19 protein-coding genes are annotated in these 15165 nt (G+C 69.0%); 8 read left to right on the top strand and 11 right to left on the bottom strand.

The window, feature by feature from the left end; all coding sequences use genetic code 11:
• Positions 1-36 precede the first annotated feature (36 nt).
• The gene (gene rpsD / locus EV278_RS05980; RefSeq protein ID WP_132088009.1) at positions 37-654 is read left to right on the top strand and encodes a 30S ribosomal protein S4; all 618 of its coding nucleotides are present in this window, start codon (positions 37-39) and stop codon (positions 652-654) included.
• A gap of 74 nt (positions 655-728) precedes the next feature.
• On the opposite strand, the gene EV278_RS05975 is transcribed toward rpsD, so the two are convergent.
• The 7 genes from EV278_RS05975 to EV278_RS05945 all read right to left on the bottom strand — a co-directional run bounded on the left by EV278_RS05975 (position 729) and on the right by EV278_RS05945 (position 5685).
• Positions 729-1640, bottom strand: a complete 912-nt coding sequence (locus EV278_RS05975) for an SMP-30/gluconolactonase/LRE family protein (RefSeq protein WP_132088006.1) — start codon at positions 1638-1640, stop codon at positions 729-731.
• A 109-nt stretch (positions 1641-1749) separates the two neighbouring features.
• Entirely contained in the window at positions 1750-2160 is a 411-nt protein-coding gene (locus EV278_RS05970; protein ID WP_132088003.1) for a hypothetical protein, read from the bottom strand.
• Positions 2160-2675 carry a dihydrofolate reductase gene (locus tag EV278_RS05965; protein ID WP_132088000.1) on the bottom strand — a complete coding sequence of 172 codons (516 nt, stop codon included), beginning with the start codon at positions 2673-2675 and terminating at the stop codon, positions 2160-2162. The genes EV278_RS05970 and EV278_RS05965 overlap by 1 nt, the downstream gene beginning before the upstream one ends.
• Positions 2676-2791: 116 nt before the next feature.
• Positions 2792-3172, bottom strand: a complete 381-nt coding sequence (locus tag EV278_RS05960; RefSeq protein WP_243692102.1) for a PaaI family thioesterase — start codon at positions 3170-3172, stop codon at positions 2792-2794.
• Positions 3169-4011, bottom strand: coding sequence for a thymidylate synthase (locus tag EV278_RS05955; RefSeq protein WP_132087997.1), 843 nt, complete (start codon positions 4009-4011; stop codon positions 3169-3171). The genes EV278_RS05960 and EV278_RS05955 overlap by 4 nt, the downstream gene beginning before the upstream one ends.
• Before the next feature lie 98 nt (positions 4012-4109).
• Positions 4110-5060 (bottom strand): CsgG/HfaB family protein, encoded by a 951-nt coding sequence (locus EV278_RS05950; protein ID WP_132087994.1) that lies wholly within the window; start codon positions 5058-5060, stop codon positions 4110-4112.
• 70 nt (positions 5061-5130) lie between these two features.
• Positions 5131-5685 carry a DUF924 family protein gene (locus tag EV278_RS05945; protein WP_132087991.1) on the bottom strand — a complete coding sequence of 185 codons (555 nt, stop codon included), beginning with the start codon at positions 5683-5685 and terminating at the stop codon, positions 5131-5133.
• A gap of 134 nt (positions 5686-5819) precedes the next feature.
• Here EV278_RS05945 and EV278_RS05940 point away from each other — a divergent pair, with 134 nt between their 5' ends.
• Positions 5820-6695 (top strand): RcnB family protein, encoded by an 876-nt coding sequence (locus tag EV278_RS05940; protein ID WP_132087988.1) that lies wholly within the window; start codon positions 5820-5822, stop codon positions 6693-6695.
• A gap of 193 nt (positions 6696-6888) precedes the next feature.
• Positions 6889-7290, top strand: coding sequence for a DoxX family protein (locus EV278_RS05935; RefSeq protein WP_165916538.1), 402 nt, complete (start codon positions 6889-6891; stop codon positions 7288-7290).
• Between the two features lie 98 nt (positions 7291-7388).
• Here EV278_RS05935 and EV278_RS05930 read toward each other — a convergent pair whose 3' ends face one another.
• A complete protein-coding gene (locus tag EV278_RS05930; protein ID WP_132087985.1) occupies positions 7389-8324 on the bottom strand; it encodes an NAD(P)H-dependent oxidoreductase in 936 nt (311 codons plus the stop codon).
• Between the two features lie 167 nt (positions 8325-8491).
• Here EV278_RS05930 and ilvC point away from each other — a divergent pair, with 167 nt between their 5' ends.
• On the top strand, positions 8492-9511 hold the full coding sequence (gene ilvC, locus EV278_RS05925) for a ketol-acid reductoisomerase (RefSeq protein ID WP_035070870.1): 1020 nt from the start codon (positions 8492-8494) through the stop codon (positions 9509-9511).
• Between the two features lie 66 nt (positions 9512-9577).
• Here the strand turns inward: ilvC and EV278_RS05920 are convergent, their stop codons facing one another.
• Complete coding sequence (locus tag EV278_RS05920; protein ID WP_132087982.1) at positions 9578-10390, bottom strand: CAP domain-containing protein; 813 nt, start codon at positions 10388-10390, stop codon at positions 9578-9580.
• Positions 10391-10439: 49 nt separating this feature from the next.
• Between EV278_RS05920 and EV278_RS05915 the strand changes: the two genes are divergently transcribed.
• Positions 10440-11003, top strand: coding sequence for a nucleoside 2-deoxyribosyltransferase (locus EV278_RS05915; protein ID WP_132087979.1), 564 nt, complete (start codon positions 10440-10442; stop codon positions 11001-11003).
• A 138-nt stretch (positions 11004-11141) separates the two neighbouring features.
• Here the strand turns inward: EV278_RS05915 and EV278_RS05910 are convergent, their stop codons facing one another.
• Positions 11142-11897 (bottom strand): methyltransferase, encoded by a 756-nt coding sequence (locus EV278_RS05910; RefSeq protein ID WP_132088743.1) that lies wholly within the window; start codon positions 11895-11897, stop codon positions 11142-11144.
• 144 nt (positions 11898-12041) lie between these two features.
• On the opposite strand from EV278_RS05910, the gene EV278_RS05905 reads away from it, so the two are divergent.
• Positions 12042-13052, top strand: a complete 1011-nt coding sequence (locus EV278_RS05905; RefSeq protein ID WP_165916550.1) for a polyprenyl synthetase family protein — start codon at positions 12042-12044, stop codon at positions 13050-13052.
• A 1-nt stretch (position 13053) separates the two neighbouring features.
• Positions 13054-13590 carry a hypothetical protein gene (locus tag EV278_RS05900; RefSeq protein ID WP_132087973.1) on the top strand — a complete coding sequence of 179 codons (537 nt, stop codon included), beginning with the start codon at positions 13054-13056 and terminating at the stop codon, positions 13588-13590.
• Positions 13591-13720: 130 nt separating this feature from the next.
• Here the strand turns inward: EV278_RS05900 and EV278_RS05895 are convergent, their stop codons facing one another.
• Positions 13721-14575 carry an FkbM family methyltransferase gene (locus EV278_RS05895; RefSeq protein ID WP_132087970.1) on the bottom strand — a complete coding sequence of 285 codons (855 nt, stop codon included), beginning with the start codon at positions 14573-14575 and terminating at the stop codon, positions 13721-13723.
• 167 nt (positions 14576-14742) lie between these two features.
• Here EV278_RS05895 and EV278_RS05890 point away from each other — a divergent pair, with 167 nt between their 5' ends.
• Positions 14743-15144 carry a YccF domain-containing protein gene (locus EV278_RS05890; protein ID WP_132087967.1) on the top strand — a complete coding sequence of 134 codons (402 nt, stop codon included), beginning with the start codon at positions 14743-14745 and terminating at the stop codon, positions 15142-15144.
• Positions 15145-15165 lie beyond the last annotated feature (21 nt).

The following is a 15165-nucleotide window of genomic DNA, read 5'->3' as shown; positions in this document are numbered from 1 at the left end:
GGGGAGCCGGCCCGGATCGACGAAAAAGAGTGACTTATGTCCAAGCGCCATAGCGCCAAGTACAAGATCGATCGCCGCATGGGCGAAAACCTCTGGGGCCGGCCCAAGTCGCCGGTGAACCAGCGGTCCTACGGCCCCGGCCAGCACGGTCAGCGCCGCAAGCAGAAGGTTTCGGACTTCGGCCTGCAGCTGCGCGCCAAGCAGAAGCTGAAGGGCTACTACGGCAACCTGACCGAGAAGCAATTCTCGCGCACCTACGAGGAAGCCGCCCGCCGCAAGGGCAACACCTCGGAAAACCTGATCGGCCTGCTTGAGTCGCGCCTGGACGCCATCGTCTACCGCGCCAAGTTCGTGCCGACCGTGTTCGCCGCCCGCCAGTTCGTGAACCACGGCCACGTGCAGGTGAACGGCAAGCGCGTGAACATCGCGTCCTACCGCTGCAAGGCCGGCGACGTGATCACCGTCCGCGAAAAGTCGCGCAACATGGCCCTGGTGCTGGAAGCCGTCGCTTCGTCGGAGCGCGACTTCTGCGACTACATCACCGTGGACGCCAAGGGCCTGTCGGCCACCTTCGTCCGCGCCCCGGAACTGGCCGAGGTGCCGTATCCGGTGAAGATGGAACCGAACCTCGTCGTCGAATTCTACGCTTCGTAAGCGTCGACCCGTCGAAGACGATCGGAAAGGCCCCGGAGCGATCCGGGGCCTTTTTGCTTGTCAGGGCCGGGCCGTCAGCCGTTGAAGTTCAGTCGCAGCCCCGGTCGCGGCCAGCGGGCCTTGTAAAGCCTTCCTGTCCCCGAAGCCGTGATCCAGGCGTCCTGCATGTCGGTTCCGCCAAAGCAGATGTTGGTCACGATCGCGTCGGGCACGGCGAAGTGCTCGGTCGTCCCGTCGGGCGAGAACGCGGTGACGCCGCCGTTGATGATGGTGGCCACGCAGACCCTGCCGTCGGCCTCGACCGCCAGGCTGTCCAGCAGCTGGTAGCCCGGCAGGTTGCAGACCACGTTTCCCGGCTGCAGCGGCGCGGGATCGGCCAGCACGCCGGGCTCGGCTACCTCGAACGACCATAGCCGGCCCAGCAGGGTGTCGGCCATGTAGACGGTCTTCTCGTCGGGCGACAGGCCCACGCCGTTGGGCGAGATCAGGTGGTCGCGCCAGCGGGTGATCTTCGACCCGTCGGGCAGGGCGTAGTAAAGTGCGCCGTGCTTGCGGCCGTCGGGCGTGCTGCAGCCGTGGTCGGTGAACCAGAAGCCGCCCCGCCGGTCGAAGACCAGGTCGTTGGGGCCCACCAGCGGCTTGCCGTCGCATTCGGTATAGAGCGTGGTCACCGCGCCCGTGGCGGGATCGACCCGCTGGATCGAGCCGCCCCGGTGGCTGGGCGGTGTGGGGCCGGGTACGTTGAGGCCGCCCATGTCGACGAACTGGAAGCTGCCGCCGTTGTTGGTGACATAGATCGCCCCATCCGGGCCGATGGCCGCGCCATTGGGCCCGCCCGGGACCTGGGCCACCGTCTCCTTGCGCCCATCGGGATGCACCCGGGTCAGAACCTGGCCCTGGATCTCGACAAGGATCACCGAGCCGTCGACCATGGCGATCGGCCCCTCGGGGAATTGCAGGCCCTCGGCGACGAGTTCCAGCTCCATGCGTCTCTCCCGGCATGGCGCCGCTAGCGGGCGCATGTCGGGAGTAAACGATCGTTTGAATGACGGAGCAAGCGCGTTCGCAGGCAAGCCCCGCAGGACGCGACCCGCCTCAGTTCAGGTCATAGAGCTCATACGCGATCAGCCCGCCATCGCTGCCCAGGAAGGCGCGGCCGTGGGCCGAGCGCACCAGGGCCTCGCGGTCCACCCACTTGGGTGTGGCGTCGGAGGCGTCCGCGCCCTGGGTCGCGCAGGGGACGACCAGGCGCACCGACTGGCGAGGCCTGAAGCGTTTGCCGCGCTCGGCCCGGATCGCTCGACCGAACACCCGGCAGCTGGCCACCTCGCCGCCGTCCAGCGGTCGCACCTTGACGACGTTGAACACCACCACGTCGGTGGCCGCCGCCCGCGCCAGGCTGTCGCCCTGGCCCAGGCCGATATCGGCCTCGGCGGCGCCGGCCATGCCGACGCAGAGGGCAAGGGCGCAGAGCAGGCCGGTCAGGGCGCGGGAACGGGCGGTCATCATCGACGCTCCAGGACACGGAAGACGAAGGCGTGGTCGTCGTCGGGACCGGCGGGATGTTCCTCGCGGCGCACCTCGGTCCAGGCCGCCTCGTCGAAGGCGGGGAAGCTGACGTCGCCCGAAACCTCGGTCTGGACCTCGGTCAGGTACAGTCGCCTGGCCTTGGGCAGGGCGGTCTCGAACAGGGCCCGGCCGCCGATCACGCAGACCTCGTCGACCCCGTCCTCGGCCGCCTGTTCCTTGGCCATCTGCACGGCCTCCAGGAAACTTTCGCAGACCACGGCCTGGGGCGGCTCGAACGAGCCGTCGCGCGACAGCACGATGTTCATCCGCCCCGGCAGCGGCTTGCGCGGCAGGCTGTCCCAAGTCTTGCGCCCCATGATCACGGGCTTGCCCATCGTGCAGGCCTTGAAGATCGCCAGGTCGGACTTCAGCCGCCATGGCAGGTCGTTGTCGCGGCCGATGACGCCGTTGAGGGAGCGAGCCACTGGGCCGACGGTCAGGATAACGGGCATGGGACAAGTTTACCCTGCGTCGGGCGCCGCGGCCACCGCTCTGTCGGATTTGCGATGGCGGCTGACGGTTCAGCCGCCGAAGGGGACGATGATTTGCTGGGCGCCGGCGCGGGCGATCAGTTCGCCGTCGGGCCGGCGGAGTCGGCCTCGACATGGATCACGCCCTTGGTCCGGGCGACCACCCGGCCCGCGATCGCGAGGATCTCGGCCTTACCGACCCGGATGAAGTCGACCTTCAGGTTGCTGGTGCGGAACATCGCATCGGCGGGTGCCACGGTCATGGCCGCGAAGGCCAGGATCTGGTCGGCCAGGGCGGCGACATAGCCACCGAACAGCGAGCCGTCGCTGTTGAGCAGCTCCGGGGCCGGGGTCCAGGTCTTGCGCACCCAGCCTTCGCTCCAGTCGTCCAGGCCGCCGAGTTTCAGAGTCTGGACGACGGGCGGGAGGGCGGTGTCGCCGCTCTTGATCTGGTCGAGCCGGTCGGTGGCCCAGGTCAAACCGCGACCGCCGCCTTGATGTGCGGGTGAGCCTCGTAGCCTTCCAGCTGGAAGTCCTCGTACGCGAAGGCGAACAGGTCGCGCTTGTCGGCCATCTTCAGGGTGGGGAACGGTTTGGGCTCGCGCCGAAGCTGTTCGCGGGCCTGGTCCAGATGGTTCAGATAGAGGTGCGCGTCGCCGAAGGTGTGGACGAACTCGCCCGGCTTCAGCCCCACCACCTGGGCGACCATCATGGTCAGCAGGGCGTAGGAGGCGATGTTGAACGGCACGCCCAGGAAGACGTCGGCGCTGCGCTGGTAGAGCTGGCAGCTGAGCTTTCCATCCGCCACGAAGAACTGGAACAGGCAGTGGCAGGGCGGCAGGGCCATGTCCTCGACATCGGCCGGGTTCCAGGCGCTGACGATGTGGCGGCGGCTGTTGGGATTGGTCTTCAGGCCCTCGATCAGGTTGGCGATCTGGTCGATGGACTGGCCGTTCGGCGCGGCCCACGAGCGCCACTGCTTGCCGTAGACCGGCCCCAGGTCGCCGTTCCCGTCGGCCCATTCGTCCCAGATCCTGCAGCCGTTGTCCTGCAAGTACTTCACGTTGGTCTCGCCGCGCAGGAACCACAGCAGCTCGACGATGATCGAGCGCAGGTGCAGCTTCTTGGTGGTCAGGACCGGGAAGCCCTTCGACAGGTCGAAGCGGATCTGCCGGCCGAACACGCCCAGCGTGCCGGTGCCCGTGCGGTCGCCGCGCTGGACGCCGTTGTCCAGGATGTCGGCCAGCAGGTTCAGGTACTGCCGCTCGGGATGGTCGGCGGCGGCGGGATCGGCATGGATGGGCGCGACGGCGTTCATGACGTCATTGTCCTACGCGAATCGCCGCGCTGGCCAATCACAAAAACGCCCCGCTCGAGGTCTCGGGCGGGGCGTCTGGTCGTGGATCTGTCGCGGGCCTACTTCGCCGGCTCCAGGCCGGTGTTCAGCACCCAGCCGACATTGTCGTTCTCGTCGGCCACTTCCCACCACAGGCCGTTCTTGGTTCCGGTCGGATAGACGATGGCGCCGGCGGGGAGGGCGCGGATCAGCTTGCCGCCGGCCGCCGCGGTAGCGCGCATGTTGGTCACGCGGGTCGCCACGAAGGTCTTGGACGGCGCGTCCGCCGCGGCCGTGGTCGTCGCCGACAGCAGGCCGAGGTCCGTGACCAGCTTGGTGTAGCTGTTGATGAACGACAGGGTGATGATCCGGCCGATCTCGGTGTCCTCGTAGCCGCCGCCGACGGCGCCGCCGAAGCCCCAGCCGCCGCCCGCGCCCCAGCCGATGTCGTTCTTGGCCGCATAGCCCTCCTGCACGGCCACCGTCTCGGTGGTGCGCACATTGGTCAGGGACAGCACGGTGTTGGCTTCCAGCTTCTTGGTCTTGATGCCGCCGACCAGGCCGCCGACGCGACCGCCGATCAAGCCGCCGATGGCGCCGGCCACCGCGCCGCCGCCGGCGTTGCTGTCGCTGGCCTGGACCTCGGCCACCAGCACGTAGTCGGCGGCCTTGACCTGGCCCTGGCCGACGTTGGAGCCGCGCTGCAGGCCCAGATTGCCGCCGATGTTGCGCTCGATCTGCGCCGCGTTGAGCCCCGCGCCGCGGTCGACCAGGTTGAAGCAGCCCGACTTCTGGACCATGGCCTTCAGCAGCTTCTGCGGCGAAGCCAGATTGTACTGCATCCAGCCGCGCGGATCGTCGCCGTCCATGATCGACAGGGTGCCCAGCTTGCGGGCGCAGTGGGGGATCTCGGCGACCGCCTGGGTCTGGAGCTTCTGGGCGTTGCTCGGCTTGGCCTGGGCCAGGGCCGCGCTCGGCGCGAGGATCGACAGCGTGAGGCCGGCCGTGAGCAGGCCCGATAACGGTTTCATGATGTGCTCCAGTAATCCCTGACTGCGAGCGCCAACCTTAGCTTGCGCGGAGGGCGCGGCCAAGCTCGCGTCAGCCGGCGAAGCCGCCTTGATCCAGGAAGGCCTGCTCGGCCGCGGTCGTGCTTCGGCCCAGGGCCTTGTTTCGGTGGGGAAAGCGGCCAAAGCGGGCGATGATGTCGCGGTGGGCGATGGCCCATTTCAGGCTGTCGGCGTCGCCGGTGTCCTTCAGCAGCCCCTCGAACAGGGCGATGCTGGTTTCCTGGTCGGCCAGGGATTCGGAGTGCTCGTAGGGCAGGTAGAAGAACGGCCGCAATTCGGGGGCGACGGCCTTGTCGTGGCCGGCCGCCACCGCGGCGGCGGCGACGGCGCGGGCCTTGCCGTCGGTGGCGAAGGCGTGGCCGCTGTCGCGGTAGAGGTTGCGAGGAAACTGGTCCAGCAGGATCACCAGGGCCAGGGCGCCGTCGGCTTCAGCCGCCCAGGCGTCGTACTTGCCTCGCGCGGCGGCCAGGTGGACGGGCTCGAACTTCAGGCGGATGGCGTCGTCGAAGGCGTCGGATTTGGCGAACCACTTGTCGGGGCCGGCGGCGGTCCAGAAGCCCAGCACATCCTGCGGTTTGGCGGTCATGGCGGATCCCCTTTTCAGACAATCTGGGATGGGCGGCGTCGTTCAAACGCGGTTCATGGAGCAAGGCCGACACTTCCATACAAGGGATGAGCGACGGGGCCAGCGCAAGGGCCCCCTGGAGCACTTGGAAAGACATGAAACGTCTGATTACGGCCGCGATGATCCTGTCCCTGATGGGCGGCGTCGCGGCGGAAGCCGCCGGGGCCGGGCAGGATCGCCCGGATCGTCGGGGCGAACGCGGCGCCAGCCGGGACGGCGGCCGCGGCGACGAGGGCGGCGGCTGGCGTCAGCAACAACAGCAGCCCCAGCAAGCCCAGCCCGCGCCTCAGGCCCGCAATCCGCGGGAAGGCGGCGGCTGGCGCCCGTCGCGCGAGGACCGTGGCGATCGCGGCGGCCGTCCCGACTGGAACGGCGGCGGCCGGCCGGCGCCCGAGGCTCAGCAGCCCCCGCAGCCGCAGCAAGCCCCGCCCGCGCCTCAGGCCCGCAACCCGCGGGAAGGCGGCGACCGGGACGGCTGGCGAGGCCGGGACGGTCGCGACGGCCGCTGGGATCGTGGCGATCAGAACCGCGACGACCAAAACCGTGGCGATCGGAACTGGAGCGACCGCGGCGATCGCGGCGACCGCAACGGCGGCTGGGACCGGGGTCCCGGACGTGGCGACCAGGGCCGTCCCGACTGGGGCCGTCCGGGTCACAACGGTCAGTGGCGCGACCGCGACAACGATCGCCCGCGTTACGACCAGCGCCGCTACCGGCCCTCGTATCGCGCCGTGCAGCGCTACCGGGTCCCGGCCTACCGCTATCCGCGCGGCTTCTATGTTCGGCATTGGGCGTTCGGCGACTACCTGCCGGGCGGCTGGTACGGTTCGTCCTACTATCTGGACGCCTGGCGCTACGGCCTGCCCTATCCGCCGATCGGCTGCGAATGGGTGCGGGTCGGCGACGACGCCGTGCTGGTCGACGTCTGGAGCGGCCAGGTGCTGAGCGTCTATTACGACCTGTTCTGGTAGATCGGCCTCGTCCTGAATGGACCCCGGGCGGATTTCGATCCGCCCGGGGTTTTTCGTTTCCGGGCCGCTCTCAAGTCCAAGGTTTCCGTGCTGAGGTTTTTCGACGGAGCGTGTCGGCGGTCGGTCTGGAGGATCGTCCTGGGGGCTCTGCCGCGGCGCCTTCCGCCGCATGGCGACCTCGAAAGGAAAGACGATGTTGAAAGCTTCGCCCATGGTCTGGACAGGACGCGTCCTGTCCGGCCTGTTCGCCCTGTTCATGCTGGGCGCGTCCGTCCTGCCGAAACTGACCGGCATGCCAGTGGCGGCCGACACCCTGACCGCCCTGGGCTGGAAGGCCGATTACGTTCTGATGATCGGACTCATGGAGCTGACCTTCGTCGTCCTCTACCTGTTCCCGCGTACGGCCGTGCTGGGCGCGGTTCTGATGACCGGCCTGCTGGGCGGGGCGATGGCCACCCAGATCCGAGTCGAGAACCCGCTGTTCAGCCACGAGTTGTTCTCGATCTATCTGGGCCTGTTCATGTGGGGCGGCCTCTGGTTGCGCACCCCGGCGCTGCGAGCGCTGTTCCCTTGGCGCGAGACGGCGAACGCCTAGAGCACCGCGCGGAAAAGTGGACGCCGGTTTTCCGCAAAAGCGATGCGAAAACAGAAATCTAGAGCAAGCTGCCCGATTCCTGTATCGCGCGGCTTGCTCTAGACGTTCGTCGTCGACTTCGCCGCCCGCTCGTCGGCCTTGGTCGCCACGATCCCCTTCAGGGCCACATGGGTGATGAAGCGATCGACCCAGGCGTCGAAGTCGGCGAGGTGGTCGGTCTCGGTCATCATGTCGTCGGCCTGATCGTCGGCATAGGGCCGCCCCTCGCCAAACACGCCCGCGGTCCACAGCGGATCGGGAACCTCGATCCCACTGTAGCGGCACTGCCAGACCAGGCCCTGATAGGCCATTCTCTCGTCTTTGTAGGGCTCCTGGCCCGGATCGAACCAGTCCTTGCGCCGGACCAGCCGGGGCCTGCCGTCCTCACCCATCTCGTTGGCCCCGCCGTCGCAATAGGTGAAGAACGCCGCCGTGCGGCCCTCCAGGTGGTTTCGGGTCAGCCGCCGCCACTGGGGCGAGCGCTCCAGGGCCTGGGCTTTCAGGGTGTCCTTCTTGTCGATGAGGTCGGGGCGCGGATTGCCGCCGGCCGCGCAGACCAGGCGGTCGAACATCAGCTTGAAGTTTGTGGAGGGGCCATACCAGTTGGTCGGACCGATGAAGGCCCAGGCGTCGGCCCGGGCCAGGCGGCCATAGAGGTCCAGGTCCCACATCAGATCCGGCTGGGCGCCGCTGCGCGGGCCGTAGCAGTTGCAGGGCCAGACGCAGAGCGCCATCGACGAGCTGACGCAGGCGTTGCAGGCCTGGATCTTCGGCCTGCCGTGCTGGTTGCCCAGGTCCTCGGTGTCGATCTGCCACGCGGCGGGCAGGCGGGCGGCCATCCGCAGCATCAGGGCGCGGGCCTTGGAATCCAGGCCCGGACAGCTGTTCTGGCGTCGCTGCGAGCCGGCGACCACCAGCACCCGCAGGGCGCGGTCCTCGCTGGGCCTGGGGGAAATAAGCGGGGCGTCTTCGGGCGCTTCTTCGAGGCTGGCCATGGCGGGGAAACGCTCCAGCGTCTAAAACGTCGCCACAGAGGCTTTCCGGCCACAACGTTCTGTCGTCGTCGCCTTGACGAAACGGCAAAAAAACGCTCAAACGCCCGGCCTTTGTCGCTCCGCCGTTGCGCGGGGTGGCCATATTGACCAAGTCCTGGAGAAAAAACATGCGCGTCTATTATGATCGCGACGCCGACCTCGCCCGCATCCTGGACAAGAAGATCGCGATCGTAGGCTATGGTTCGCAAGGTCACGCGCATGCCCTCAACCTTCGGGACTCGGGCGCGACCAACGTCGCCGTCGCCCTGCGCGCCGGCTCGCCGACCGCCAAGAAGGCCGAAGGCGAAGGCCTGAAGGTCATGACCGTGGCCGAAGCCGCCGCCTGGGCCGACCTGCTGATGATCCTGGCGCCCGACGAGCACCAGGCCGCCATCTACAAGAACGACATCGCGCCCAACATCCGCGACGGCGCGGCCCTGCTGTTCGCCCACGGCCTGAACGTCCACTTCGGCCTGATCGAGCCCAAGGACACCATCGACGTGCTGATGGTCGCCCCGAAGGGCCCGGGCCACACCGTGCGCGGCGAGTACCAGAAGGGCGGCGGCGTGCCCTGCCTGATCGCGGTGCACCACAACGCCACCGGCAACGCCCTCGACCTGGGCCTGGCCTATGCCAGCGCCATCGGCGGCGGCCGCTCGGGCATCATCGAGACCAACTTCCGCGAAGAGTGCGAAACCGACCTGTTCGGCGAGCAGGCCGTCCTCTGCGGCGGCACGGTCGAACTGGTCCGCGCCGGCTTCGAAGTGCTGGTGGAAGCCGGCTACGCGCCGGAAATGGCCTATTTCGAGTGCCTGCACGAGCTGAAGCTGATCGTCGACCTCATGTACGAAGGCGGCATCGCCAACATGAATTACTCGATCAGCAACACGGCCGAGTACGGCGAATACGTCACCGGCCCGCGCATCATCACCGCCGAGACGAAGGCCGAGATGAAGCGGGTGCTGGACGACATCCAGTCGGGCAAGTTTGTCCGCGACTTCATGCTGGAGAACCAGGTCGGCCAGCCGAGCTTCAAGGCGACCCGTCGCCGCTCGGCCGAGCACCAGATCGAGGAAGTCGGCGGCCGCCTGCGCGCCATGATGCCCTGGATCGCCAAGAACAAGCTGGTGGACGTGGCCAAGAACTAGGCCTCGGCTTCATCGCCGGAGCGACGAACGGCGGGCTCGAAAGGGCTCGCCGTTTTTCGTTGCGCGCTACCCCAGCACGAACACCGGTCCCCAGGCCACCTGGTACTTCCGCGCGCCGGTCGACAGGTGCGGGCGCAGCTGCCAGGCGCCCGGCGGCAGGGTCCGGGCTCCCGGCGCCTCGACATAGGTCTCGACCAGAGCCTCGACGCCGGGCTCGGAGACCGAGAACTGGTCGATGCGCGGGGTGGCGTTGGCCAGGCCCGCGGCGATGGCCGCGACCGACGCCACGCGGAGGGGCGCGGGAGTGGTCAGACGGGCGGAGACCTCGGCATAGGCTCCTACGGCGATCACCTCACGCCCCCGGCGCAGCGCGCCGTAGCCCACATGGGTGAAGCCCGGGGCCAGCAGGTTGGCGCGGTGGCCGGCGCTGCCCTTCCACTGGCCCATGATCTGGTCGGGCCGCACCGCGCCGTCGGCGTTCAGCCGCTCGGCGATGTTCTCGGCCGGGGCGCCGACCAGGTCGCGGGCCAGCAGGCCGACCCGCGCGGCGGGGCCGAAGCCCTCACGGGTCATGTGGTCGAAGACGCCGGTGCGGGCGATGTCGGCGGCGTGGGCGCGGGCCGCCAGGGTCAGGCCGGGATCGGGCGCGAGTTCGGAAAGGCCCCGGCCGCGCCGGAAAAGGTCGCCCAGGTCACGCAGGTCGGTCTCGAAATCGGGGTCGAAGTCGCCCCGGCTCTCGGCCAGCTGGCGGCGCAGGCGGCGGTCGTAGGCGAGCCACGGATCGCTGGGGGCGGCCTGGGCGAGGCCGGGAGAGACCAGGGCGGCGGCGGTCGTGGCGATCAGGGCGCGGCGGTCCAGGTCGGTCTTTGGAGCGATCATGGTTCTCATGGCGGTTGACAGCGTCGCGTTTCGGCAAGTTCTAAGGGACATGAGACCCGTACGTTCCATCTGGCTGGCCGGCCCCGAGCCCTGGCTTCCCGACGCCGAGGCCCAGGCCGCGCGCCAGCGCGCCTTCTGCGCCGACAACGGCTTCACCGGCCTGACCGCGCCGGCCGTCGTCGAGACCCAGGCCGACAATGTCGAGGTCCAGGCCCGCGAACTCTACGCCGAGAGGATGGCCAAGCTGCGGCAGGCCGACGCCGGGATCATCAACCTGACGCCGTTCCGCGGCCCCTCCTGCGCCAGCGCCGCCGCCTTCGAGGCCGGGGTTCTGGCCGGGCTGGGGCGTCCGGTCGTGGCCTATGTCAACGTCGCCGACGAGAGCGAGGCCGAATATGTCGACCGGGTCGAGGTGCATGTCGGCGCCCAGCGCGACGAGCACGGCGTGTGGCGCGACGGGGACGGCTGCGTGGTCGAGGACTTCGGCCTGCCCGAGACCCTGATGCTCTGGGCCGAGGCCCGCCGGCTGTTCGTGATCATCACCGACGACCCGCTGCACGACCTGACCGGGCTGGAGATGTGCCTGGAGGCGCTGGCGTTGTATGCGGAGTAGGGGGCTAGGGCTCACGCACTTGCCCCCTACGGATCGCTTCGCGATCGTCTTCCCCCATAGGGGGAAGAGCTTACGCGCTTAGGCTCCGCCCCCTATGGGGGCGGACAGGCGGCGAAGCCGCCAGGTGGGGGCAAGTGATCACCACCCGAGCGCCGCATCTCCCCGCAAGATCGCCTCGGCCGCCGCTGAATGCCCCGGGCTGTCCCGCTCGTGCAGCACCAGCGGCGGCAACAACACCAGCGGGGCCTTGCCGGTCTTGATCGCCCGGACGATCACCCGCTTGGCCGGAGCGTCGGCGAAAGGCGCGACCGGGCGAATCCGGAACGAGCCGGCCTTGGGCGCCAGCAGGGCCAGCAGGTCGGCCAGCCGGTCGGCGCGGTGGATCACGGTGATCGTCCCGCCCTCGCGCACCGCCTTGAGACAGAAACCGGTCCAGGCCGCCAGGCCGCCATCCGCCATCCAGGCCCCGGACTTCTCCGGCGCGGGGGCGCGCAAGGCGGCGGGGTCGTCGAAGAACGGCGGATTGCTCATGACCGCGTCGAACACCGGCAGCTCCAGGAAGCGGAAGCCGCGCTCGACATCGCCCCCGACGATCTCGACCCGATCCTGGAGTCCATTGAGCGCCGCATTGGCTCGGGCCAGTTCGACGGCGACGGAATCGCGCTCCACGCCGACGAATCGGGCGCCGGGGCGGCGGGCGGCCGCCGCCAGCAGCGCGCCGCCGACCCCGCAGCCGGCCTCGATCACCCGCTCGCCGGGCTCCGCGTCGCAGGTCGCCGCCAGCAGGGCCGCGTCCAGGCCCGCCCGATAGCCCGCCAGGGGCTGGCGCAGCCGCACGCGGCCGTTGAGGACGGCGTCTTCGGTGACGCTTGGCGGGCTTCCGGCCGCGGGTATCTCGTTCGGCAACGTTTCAAGCCTTGTGCTCGCCTTGACCCTGACCTATCCCGCCACCATTGTCGCTCGCAACGGCTGATCAAGCCCAAGGGACGCGAGGCGTACGCCGACCGCCGGCGGGCGTCAGCCAGGGAGAGTATGGTTTTGGACGCAGCTGCAGCGACCCTCGCCCGCCAGCCGGGATCGGTGGATCGTCTCGTGCGGCTGGCCGCCGCCGACATGGCCGGGGTCGATGCTCTGATCACCGCGCGCATGCAGAGCGAAGTGCCGGTCATTCCGGCCCTGGCCGAGCACCTGATCGCCGCCGGCGGCAAGCGCCTGCGTCCGCTGCTGACCGTGGCCGCCGCGCGCTTGGCCGGCTCGGACAACGACACCTGCCTGAAGCTGGCCGCCGCCGTCGAGTTCATCCACACCGCCACCCTGCTGCATGACGACGTGGTCGACGGCAGCCAGCTGCGGCGCGGCAAGGTCGCGGCCCACCTGATCTGGGGCGCGGCGCAGAGCGTGCTGGTCGGCGACTTCCTGTTCGCCCGGGCCTTCGAGCTGATGGTCGAGACGAACTCGATGAAGGCGCTGGAGATCCTGGCCCGTGCAAGCCGCGTGATCGCCGAAGGCGAAGTGCTTCAACTAACCCGCAGTCACGACCTGAACCTTTCGCAGGCGCTGTACCTGGAGATCATCGGCGCCAAGACCGCCGAGCTGTTCGCCGCGGCGTCGGAAGCCGGCGGCGTCTCGGCCGGCGTCCCGACCGAGAAATCCGACGCCCTGCGCGCCTATGGCATGAATCTCGGCCTGGCCTTCCAGCTGGCCGACGACGCTCTGGACTACGGCGGGACGACCGAAGCCCTGGGCAAGAACGCCGGCGACGACTTCCGCGAAGGCAAGGCCACCTTGCCGCTGCTGCTGGCCATCGCCCGCTCGGGCCCGCGCGAGGCCGAGTTCTGGGAACGGGCCATCGGCCGCCGCGAGCAGACCGAGGTCGATTTCCGCCGGGCTCGCGAACTGATCGTCGGCACCGGCGCGCTAGAGGCTACGCTCGATCTGGCCGCCGCCTATGCCGACAAGGCCAAGGCGGCCCTGTCGGGCTTCCCGGCCAACGACTGGCGCGCCAGTCTCGAGAGCCTGGCCGACTTCGCGGTCAGTCGGCGGGCCTGACATGGCCAGGGCGGGGCGGCGGGCCTCCTCCGAGACTTCACGCGACGAAGCGAACGACCACGCTCACCGCGCCGGCGAGGCGGCCGGTCAGGTGATCGGCGGCGGCCTGGGCGTGGTGATCGGCTTCTGCGTCCTGCTGCTGATGTTCGGCCCGGTGCTGTGGGCCCCGCTGTGGGCGGCCGTTTCGGCGGCGATGCAGGTCAAGGCCCTGGCCCACAACGGCTGGCTGACCGCCGGCGCGGCGATCGCCGCCGGTCTGGCCGTGGCGTTCCTCCAGTTCCTGCTGCTGATCCAGAAGAGCCCGCTGCTGCGCTATCCGGCGGTGTTGCTGTTCTCGCTGGCCTGGGTGGGCGGGCTGTGGCTGGAAGCGACCGCCCCGCGGCACGATTGGCTGGCTCCACCGCCCTGGCATGCGCCGGGACCATGGGCGATGGCCCTCGTCGGCGTCGGTACGGTGATCTATGCCGGGCTGTATCTGCTGATCCTGACGCGCTTCGCCAAGGGTCGATGGGCCAAGCGGTGGCAGCTGCTCAAATAGGTTGGGAGGCCCTGCGTCCTTCGAGGCGCGCTGCGCGGGCGTTTTAGGATGAGGAGCTTTGTTGCTGCTGAACTCCCCATCCTGAGGAGCGAGCCGCCGACGAAGCTCGACGGGCGCAGGGCGAAAGCCGCTAGGCCCCGGCCTTCAGGCACAGGTCCAGGTGCGTGCCGTTGTCGTCCTCGACGTGGCGCGTCCAGGCCGCGTCGATCCGGGCGATGACCTCGGCGGCGTCCGCGCCCTTGACCGCCTCGCGCTTCTTCTTGCGGTGCAGGATCTCGACGCCGTAGCCCAGGTCCAGGAAGAAGCTCAGCAGGGCCGAACCCTCGGCGCGCGAGGTCTCGGCCTGGAAACGCGGCGAATATTCCAGGAAGGTGATCGGCTTCTGCTCGGCCATGAACGCCTTGGCGCCCATGAAGGCGCGGTATTCCATGCCCTCGATGTCGATCTTCATCACGTCGACCTTGCCCAGCTCGCCGCGCAGCAGGTCGATCGGCACCACGGGGGCGAAATCGTAGTCGCTCAGGTCGTCGGGCGCGGCCTGGCCCGCGGGTTCCAGCTGGTGGTTGTTGTGCATGGTCTGGCGGCGCAGGAAGGCCGTCTCCAACCTATCGGACACCCCCACCAGGATCAGGCGGATGTTGTCGATGGCGTTGGTCCTGGCGCTCTCCAGGATCACCCGTCCGTTGCCTGGGCTCATCTCGATCGCGATCACCCGGCCGGCGGGACCCACCTTCTTGGCGGCGGGCAGGGCGAAGGCGCCCCAGCTGGCTCCGACGTCCAGCACGGTCATGCCGGGCTTCAGGGTCTGGAGGAAGTAGTCCAGCACCCAGGGCTCGTAGTCCTTGCCGTCCAGCAGCTGCTTGGTGATCACCCAGTGGTCGGGCATGCGGAACGTGCAGCCGCGGAACTTCACCGAGGCGGGGACGGGGGCGACGCCGACCGGCAGCGAGATCGCCTGGTGCTTCTTCTTGCGGAACAGACCCATCGTGCCCTCGTTCGGTGCCTCGCGCGGAATCGCGCCGCGCCTTTGTTTCGGAGGCGTCACATAGCGATACCTTGTGGCAAGGTCACGTCCGGCGAGGCCTGAAAGGCGAAGCTCGACATCACCCGCGATTCGTCGCACGCCTAGGTTCGCGACTTCCGGAGGCCGTCATGATCCGCCTGCTGCTCAACATCCTGTGGTTCATCTTCGGCGGCTTCATCTCCGGCTGCCTATGGCTGCTGGGCGGCCTGTTGCTGGCGATCACCATCGTAGGCCTGCCCTATACGGGCGCGGCCTGGCGCATCGCCGGCTTCGCTTTCTGGCCGTTCGGCAAGGAGATCGTGCCGCGCGACCTGGTGACCGGCCGCGAGGACCTGGGCACCGGCCCCCTCGGCTGCGTGCTCAACGTGATCTGGTTCGTGCTGGGCGGCTGGTACATCGCCCTGGCCCATCTGATCGCCGCCGTGGCCGAGGCCGTGACGATCATCGGCATCCCGTTCGCGATCAAGGACCTGCAACTGGCCGTCGTGGCCCTGGCTCCGATCGGGCGGACCGTGGTTGACCGGCGCTAGAAGCCGGTGAACAGGCGGTCG

The organism is Caulobacter sp. BK020 (assembly GCF_004342605.1).
Classification (GTDB): Bacteria; Pseudomonadota; Alphaproteobacteria; order Caulobacterales; family Caulobacteraceae; genus Caulobacter.
The sequence above is the reverse complement of the archived record's forward strand: the minus strand, read 5'-3'. Positions and strand labels throughout refer to the sequence as shown.